The organism is Okeania sp. SIO2C2 (assembly GCF_010692625.1).
GTDB lineage: Bacteria > Cyanobacteriota > Cyanobacteriia > Cyanobacteriales > Microcoleaceae > Okeania > Okeania hirsuta.
The window spans coordinates 25,676-33,328 of the sequence record NZ_JAAHGM010000073.1 but is presented as its reverse complement, the minus strand read 5'-3'; the positions used below and the strand labels follow the sequence as shown (position 1 = coordinate 33,328).

Here is a 7,653-nt window from a genome sequence, read left to right as displayed (position 1 = left end):
TAATATTTCTGAGGCTCTCACTCTTGAAGGTGAACTGAATAAACTAGCCGCCAATATTTCCATTGGTCGAAACATGGCAGGAGTTCACTACTTCACCGACTATTACGATAGCGTTCGCATGGGCGAGAAAATTGCCATTGGTATTCTTGAAGAACAGGCATTGACTTATCCTACAGATCCCTTTGTCTTGTCTGTACCAACCTTTGATGGCGACGTTGTGAGAATTGGTCGGCGATAAACGTTGGGTATAGAGGTGACAAGGTGACTCTCAAAACAGTCTATTTTATGGTCTGATTTGATTGTAGGATAAACAGAAACAGAAGGAGGCGATCGCTTTCAAGCAAAAGTTGATCGCTTCCTTCTTCTAACAAGAGCGATTGTTTTTTAACTTCCTCTGATCTAAGCAATACCATAGCCTTTGTTGGCTAACCCTGAATTTCCAGACGATTGGATACCTCATCAAAATAATCCGCAAGATTATGGTGGGATTAATGTAATTGTAGGTCATCCTTAACTTCCTCATCACAACATCTCGCCAACTCCGTAACTTTTAACAACACCTCTGCTTTTAATTAGCAACATCAAAAATGGTGCGTTACACTCCACTTGGTTCAGCTAACGCACCCTACTGGACTAATTAGCCACGGCGAATCGCTTTCCCCAAAGTGACTCGCTTTTTTTTCCTTGCACAGCTACATTTTTTCAACTACCACCACAGGAATTAAACTCTTTTCCAAAACAGCTTGAGAAACCGACCCAACTAACACATTATCCCATAAACGATGCCCCCTTTTCCCAATAACTATTTCTGCCACTTGATACTGTTGTGCAACAGAAACTATTTCCTCGGATACCACACCCGCAACAGTGACAAACCGATACCGAATATCTGCCAAAAGTTGCCCTGTTTGCTGTCATAGTTGCGCAATACTTTCTGCATCCTCAGACTGAATAACGTGCAACACCACAACTTCACCATCACAACGCCTCGCAAACTCCGCAACTTTTAACAACACATCCACAGCAAGGGGTGAAGTATCAACGGCAGCTAACAAAACAATACGACGAGCGATATAGCTGCCGCTAGGCTACGCCAACGCTACTTTTGTGGGATAGACTTCTCCCTAGTCAGTATGGACAGTAAAGAAAAGGAGTGTTGGTAGTAGCGATCGCCCTTGATGGAGATCGTTTATTTTATGGCCAAGTTTGATTGTGGGATAGAAAGGAGGAAGAGGGGCGATAGCTTCAGATCAAGTCCGGTTAAATGTGTATAGATAGTAAGGTATTCGGCAACAGTGAACAGGAGTAGCTTTGATCTAAAATCCGGATAATTAGTGTATGAAAAACTTTGTACTTTCTAATCTTACTCTTTCCCTTATGCATAGCTGCTTTCTGCCCTCTGCTTTCCTTCCGCAGATACCATAGGTTTTTAACCTGATTCTATATGAGAGTTTGACAGGAGAAACAAAGTTTTAGTGTGGTCAATTAATCCGACTTGATATCATTCCAGAATAGAGGGATTGCGGTCGTACTAAACCACAACCCAAAATTCAAAGTGATCGCCAAGCAGTCTGGTATTCTAGACTAATTAAGAGAACGAATTTATTTTGCTGCAAGGGGGATGGGAGCTAATTGAGTTCTACGTTTCCAGAAGGGTAAATCTAGCCACCGTTTTTCCAGCGCGTAATACCTATGTCTAATGCTCAAATAATTCTCAAAATTAAGTTTGACTCGCTCCTGGTATTGTTTGAGCAGTCTATCTTCATTGTTAATCAAATATTTGACTACAGCAACAGCAGCATCGCATCCACAAGTTATTGCGTGTCCTACACCCATAGAAGAAAGGGGATCGAAAGCAATAGCAGCATCTCCGATCGCTATCCAGTTTTCCCCCACGGCGCGATCGAGAACATGAGAGTGAGCGGGTTTTACACTCAGGGGATAAACTAATTGTCCTCCCCGAACCCGTTCTTTGGTATGGGTAGCTTTGGATAATAGTTCTACCCACTGCTTTTGCTTGTGGAGTTTGCCCTGTCGCATAATATCAATATCTGTCATCAAGACCGCGATCAAAGTCCCATTGGGCAGCCACGCGGAGTACCACCATCCTTCAGGAATTGACTCAATGAGAACTTCTTCTGTTTTTGAGCGTTCGCGAAGCGCCTCTGCTCTTAGCAGAGCATCGCCTTCAAAATCAAGAATAGCACTAATTCCGACCAGGGTATCGCAGGCGAGAGATTTTGCCCCTAGTCGCTTGGAAATTCTGGCTTGTCTGCCTGTGGCATCCACCAAATAACGGGTTTCTAGCTCGGAAGACTCTCCAGAATTATCTTTGAGGAAAAGTCTCCATCCTCCTCCTTCTAATTGCTCTCCTTCAGCGCATTTTGTTTCCAGGTAAAGTTGACCGTCTTGACGAACTAATTGTTCGGCTAACATGACATCAAATTCTGTGCGGTCTAGGAGATAACCTTCCCCGATTTGATTGATTATCGAGGGGCGAGCGTGGAGTTCAGAATTTCCCCAGACGGCAGCAACGTTGTAAACGGGGGTGTGATTGTCTGCGAGAAAAGGTTCTTTCACTTGCAGGTAGTCTAGCAAAGGGAGCAAGCTTGCGGATACGTGTTCTCCTGTACGGATGTTATCGTATGCTGTTTGTTCGATTACGGCAACGGTCAGTTTTGAATATAGACAAATTGTTAGAGCTAAAGCGGTTCCGCTGGGTCCACCACCAATAATGGCAACGTCAACACTGGAAGTTTGTGACATTTTATCCTCTTTAATTTTCAATTCCTAATCTGGAAGCGAATCGCCACTTTTTGGGCGATTCGGCAAAAGTAGACTCTCCCGGATCATCTTATATGGGATGAGATAGGGGGAGAGAAGGGAAACTAATTAAAAGCGAATTCTTCTTCCAGAGCGAGGAACTTCTCCCGGTTTGCGGACGACATTAATTTTCCGGAAGTTCTCTACATCTTGGAGAGATTTACGCAAAGATTCTTTGACTTGGCTAATATCTTTTCCTTGTGCTGCACCAGCAAGTTGCGAGATTTGATTTTTCAGTTTTCCACCTTCATCAATAATTGCATTGATATTGGAAACTGTGAAAGAACCTTTTTGAGCAGATTCCATGGCTTTTTCTAGATTCTCGAAGGATTGTATTCGTTCCTTTAGGAGAGCTATACGCGGTCTTTGGCGGTGTTCTAGTGACTTGAAATTAGTTACCACCAATTCCACTTCTGCCTCTCCATCTTCATAGGACAACTTTTTGTATTCAAAGTCGTCATAATTCCGTTCTGTTTCCACAAAATAGGGGAATAATTCGGAAGACTTTAATCCGGTAGTTCCAATATCCTCGGATTTCCCTTTGTTGCGGATAAAGCCTAAACTTGCCCAACCGCCGTTCACCATTTGTGAGTAGCTGTTGATTCCTCGTGCGAAGTTCATTTGCAAGCCTGCCATTTCTGCATAGAAAGAGTCTTTCTGTATCTGTATCGCCGCATCTTGAGATGACATTACATTCAAACCGTTAATGACGTTCCAAGGAGCTTGAGGTGGCCACCAGTAGCTAAAGTAAGTTGGTCGTTTCGGGACTCCATCAACTTTGTTAGTATCTGGATCGGTATAGTTAACTAGCTGAATTGAGCAGTTATAGAAGTCAGCTTGCCAAGGAATTGCCATGCGCTTCGTTAAATCGCCTGGTTCACAGCTTGCGTTAGCGTCTTCAGTTTCATCGCGATTGGTGCTGAGTTGACCAGATACTTCTGCGTGTTTAATCTGCAGTTGGCAAAGAGAATTGTCATCTGTGACGATATTGTTGCCATATATATTTATTATATAACCGGATTCTATATAATCCCAGGGTAATTGAAAAATAAAACTACATTTTTTCAACTACCACCACTTATTATAGTTGGGGGTGGGGAGTGTGGGAAGTGTGGGAAAGGTGGGGAGATTGAAGTAATTATAGAGTTATCAACCTATATTATATAATCGGATTTTATATAATCCCAGGGCAATTGAAAAATAAAACTACATTTTTTCAACAATCACCACAGGAATTAAACTATTTTCCAAAACTGCTTGAGAAACCGACCCAACTAACACATTATCCCATAAACGATGCCCTCTTTTTCCCATAACTATTTCCGCTACTCCATACTCTTGTGCAACAGAAACTATTTCCTCTGATACCACACCCGCAACAGTTATAAACCGATACCGAATATCTGCCAAAAGTTGCTTTGTTTGCTGTTGCAGTTGCTCGATATTTTCTGCATCCTCAGACTGCATAACGTGCAACACCATAACCTCCCCATCACAACGTCTCGCTAACTCGGCAACTTTTAACAACACATCCACAGCAAGGGGTGAGGTATCAACCGCAGCTAACAAAACAATACGACGAGTGATCGCTACTTTTGTCGGATCGACTTCTCCCTTGCGTAATAGTTTGGGTGCAAAGGTAGGTATTGCCCAAGCTCCCAAAGGTGCTGTGACTAATATGGATAAGGCAGCGATCGCTAATATTGTTTCTCCACCTTCAATACCTGCTGCTAAAGGAATAGCGCCAATAGCTGCTTGCACCGTTGCTTTAGCAGAATTTCCGGGCAGCAAAAATAGACGTTCTTGCCAGTTCCAGTTACTGCCTAAAGTCGAGAGGTACCAACCGAACATCCGCCCAACCAAAGTACCGACAGCTAAAATTAACAACCCTACCAACAAGACATTTTCCAGCACTTGCAAAGGGATACTAGCACCGAGTAATACAAACAAAATTATTTGCGCCACCACCCACAAAGTATCAAAACTATTTCGCAACCGTCGCGCCAGAGGTGCATCAAATTCAATGACAAAAAACCCTGTTGCCATGACTGCTAAATAGCCAGAAAATATGGGAAATTTTTCTGCTAAGACGACTAACAATAGAGCGAAACTCGCTGCAACTAAAGTATCCTGGGTGGCATTTTGAGTCCAATTTTGTTTGACTAAGAGCAATACTAATATTCGCGCCGTCAGCAACCCGGTGATAACTCCGAGAATAATTTGTAAAATTACTGGAAATGGTAATAGTTGTAATGCACTTAGTGTTATGCCACCAGGTAAAGTTATGCCAGTAGTTGTTCCCTGGGATAAAAATGCCAGCAAGAGGCTAAAAATCAATAATAGCAAAACATCTGACAAAGCACTACCTGTCAAAATAGCATCAGGAATACCTTTAGCTACACCCCAACCCAAACTTTTGAGGCGCAACATTCCGGGAACAATAACTGCCGGGGACTCCGCACCGATAATACAACCTAATAATAATCCGGTGGCAAAGTCAAACTGAAGCAACCACATAGCTGCTAGGGCGATGATAATAGCTTCACAGGTTGCGGGGAGGAAACCTAACCGGACTGCTACACTTCCCTGTTGTGCTAATTTTTCTCTGTCTAAACCTAACCCAGCTTTCATTAAAATAATTGTTACGGCGATCGTGCGCAGGGAGTCAGCTGCTTGCAAAATGCTAGAGTCGATGGTATTGCTAATTTGAGGACCTAATAATATTCCCACTAATACCATTCCGACCAGTGGTGGTGCTTTTAACCTAAAGGCAATTTCGCCGACAAAAAAGCCAATTAATAATATCAATATAATACTTTCTAACATAATTCAATAATTAACAATTAATATAATAGTAGGTTGGGTTAAGCGCCAGCGCAACCCAACACAAAATTGGTATTTGTTGGGTTTCCTTAAGGTCAACCCAATCTACAAAGGGAAGTCAAAATTCCAAACTCAAAATTCCAAAGTAATATTTGTAGGGTGAAAAATTAGCCTTGCATAAATACGGGATGATTTTAATACTTTTGTGGAATATATATCTTGCCCGTTCCTGATATTTTCAGGTGGGAAGGATGCCGTTCCCACTTATATTCATTCCACCCCTGAGCAATGCCAAAAAACTGAAGTCAAAATTCCAAACTCAAAATTCCAAAGTAATATTTGTAGGGTGAAAAATTAGCCTTGCATAAATACGGGATGATTTTAATACTTTTGTGGAATATATATCTTGCCCGTTCCTGATATTTTCAGGTGGGAAGGATGCCGTTCCCACTTATATTCATTCCACCCCTGAGCAATGCCAAAAAACTGAAGTCAAAATTCCAAACTCAAAATTCCAAAGTAATATTTGTAGGGTGAAAAATTAGCCTTGCATAAATACGGGATGATTTTAATACTTTTGTGGAATATATATCTTGCCCGTTCCTGATATTTTCAGGTGAGAAGGATGCCGTTCCCACTTATATTCATTCCACCCCTGAGCAATGCCAAAAATTTGATGCTACAGTATTTGTTGGGTTTCCTTAACGTCAAACCAACCTACAAAATGCTATAAAATCATCAATTAAAAAATGACCAAAATGTGCTTTATTGACTTATTTGCTGGTATTGGTGGAATGAGATTAGGTTTTGAACAAGCTGCCGAATATTTAAACATTGAAACTGAATGTGTATTAAGTAGTGAAATAAATCCCGACGCTGGTTTAGTTTATGAAAAAAAATTTGCTGAATTTTCTTTAGGAGATATCCGCAAAATTGAAAAGTTACCACCATATCAAATATTATTAGCAGGATTTCCTTGTAAATCTTTTTCTTCTGCTGGAAAAAAAGCCGGATTTGTGGATACTAGAGGTACGCTTTTTTTTGAGATTACCAGATTAATAGATACATATAAACCCCAAGCTTTTATATTTGAAAATGTTCGTGGTTTGCTGACTAATGATCAAGGTAGAACAATTGAAACTATTAAATATGAAATTCAAAGCAGAGGCTACAGTTTTGACATATTTTTATTGAATAGCGCGATTTTTGATTTACCCCAAAATCGTCTCCGAGTTTATATATTGGGAGTTTTAGATAGTACGCCAAAATTTAATTTAATTTCTGACCTTAGTCCGAAAGATTCTCATTCTTATCATCCCCAACAATTATCTTTATTTTATCCTCTGAAAAAATCTATAACTGTGGCGGATATTTTGGAAGATAATCCAGAGGAAAAATATAATTGTTCGGAAAGATTTGTGGCAGAATTAAAACAGAGATTAAAAGGAGATTTAAGTAAATTACATGGCATGAGATTAATTGATTATCGGGGTGGAAATTCGATTCATTCTTGGGAGTTAGGATTGAGGGGTAAATGTAGTGTTGAAGAAATAGAATTAATGAACTGTTTGATTTTGAAACGGAGAAATAGTCAATTTGGTAAACATCAAGATGGTAAATTGTTGAGCAATGAGCAAATAGCTAGTTTTTTTACTAATCCTCAGTTAGAAAAATTGCTCAATTCTTTAGTTAGTAAAATTTATCTGCAAATAGTTGAGTCAAAATATAAACCAGTAGCAGGTAATTTTTCTTTTGAAGTCTACAAGTTTTTAGACCCGGATAAAATTGCTGTAACTTTAGTGGCAAGTGATGCCAATATATTAGGTATTTATCATCAAAATAGAGTTAGGAAAATTACTCCTAGGGAAGCAGCAAGATTACAAGGTTTTCCTGATGATTTTATTTTTGATTTAGGGAATAGGGAACAGGGAACAGGGAACAGGGAGGAATAATTGATAATTTATGGATAATAATTGATTTTATTTTTGATTTAGGGAATAGGGAACA

General features: G+C 40.2%; 4 protein-coding genes and 2 pseudogenes. 2 read left to right on the top strand and 4 right to left on the bottom strand.

The window, feature by feature from the left end:
* A pseudogene (locus F6K18_RS31375) lies at positions 1-238 on the top strand (bromoperoxidase); the annotation flags it as partial.
* A gap of 454 nt (positions 239-692) precedes the next feature.
* Here the strand turns inward: F6K18_RS31375 and F6K18_RS31370 are convergent.
* The 4 genes and pseudogenes from F6K18_RS31370 to F6K18_RS31355 all read right to left on the bottom strand — a co-directional run bounded on the left by F6K18_RS31370 (position 693) and on the right by F6K18_RS31355 (position 5,649).
* Positions 693-1,055, bottom strand: a pseudogene (locus F6K18_RS31370) (universal stress protein).
* Positions 1,056-1,602: 547 nt separating this feature from the next.
* Entirely contained in the window at positions 1,603-2,766 is a 1,164-nt protein-coding gene (gene lodB / locus F6K18_RS31365; RefSeq protein WP_287526787.1) for a lysine-epsilon-oxidase maturase LodB, read from the bottom strand.
* A 126-nt stretch (positions 2,767-2,892) separates the two neighbouring features.
* Entirely contained in the window at positions 2,893-3,891 is a 999-nt protein-coding gene (locus F6K18_RS31360) for a LodA/GoxA family CTQ-dependent oxidase (protein WP_287526785.1), read from the bottom strand.
* 138 nt (positions 3,892-4,029) lie between these two features.
* The gene (locus F6K18_RS31355) at positions 4,030-5,649 is read right to left on the bottom strand and encodes a sodium:proton antiporter (protein ID WP_287526783.1); all 1,620 of its coding nucleotides are present in this window, start codon (positions 5,647-5,649) and stop codon (positions 4,030-4,032) included.
* 746 nt (positions 5,650-6,395) lie between these two features.
* On the opposite strand from F6K18_RS31355, the gene dcm reads away from it, so the two are divergent.
* Positions 6,396-7,598 (top strand): DNA (cytosine-5-)-methyltransferase, encoded by a 1,203-nt coding sequence (gene dcm / locus F6K18_RS31350; RefSeq protein ID WP_287526782.1) that lies wholly within the window; start codon positions 6,396-6,398, stop codon positions 7,596-7,598.
* Positions 7,599-7,653 lie beyond the last annotated feature (55 nt).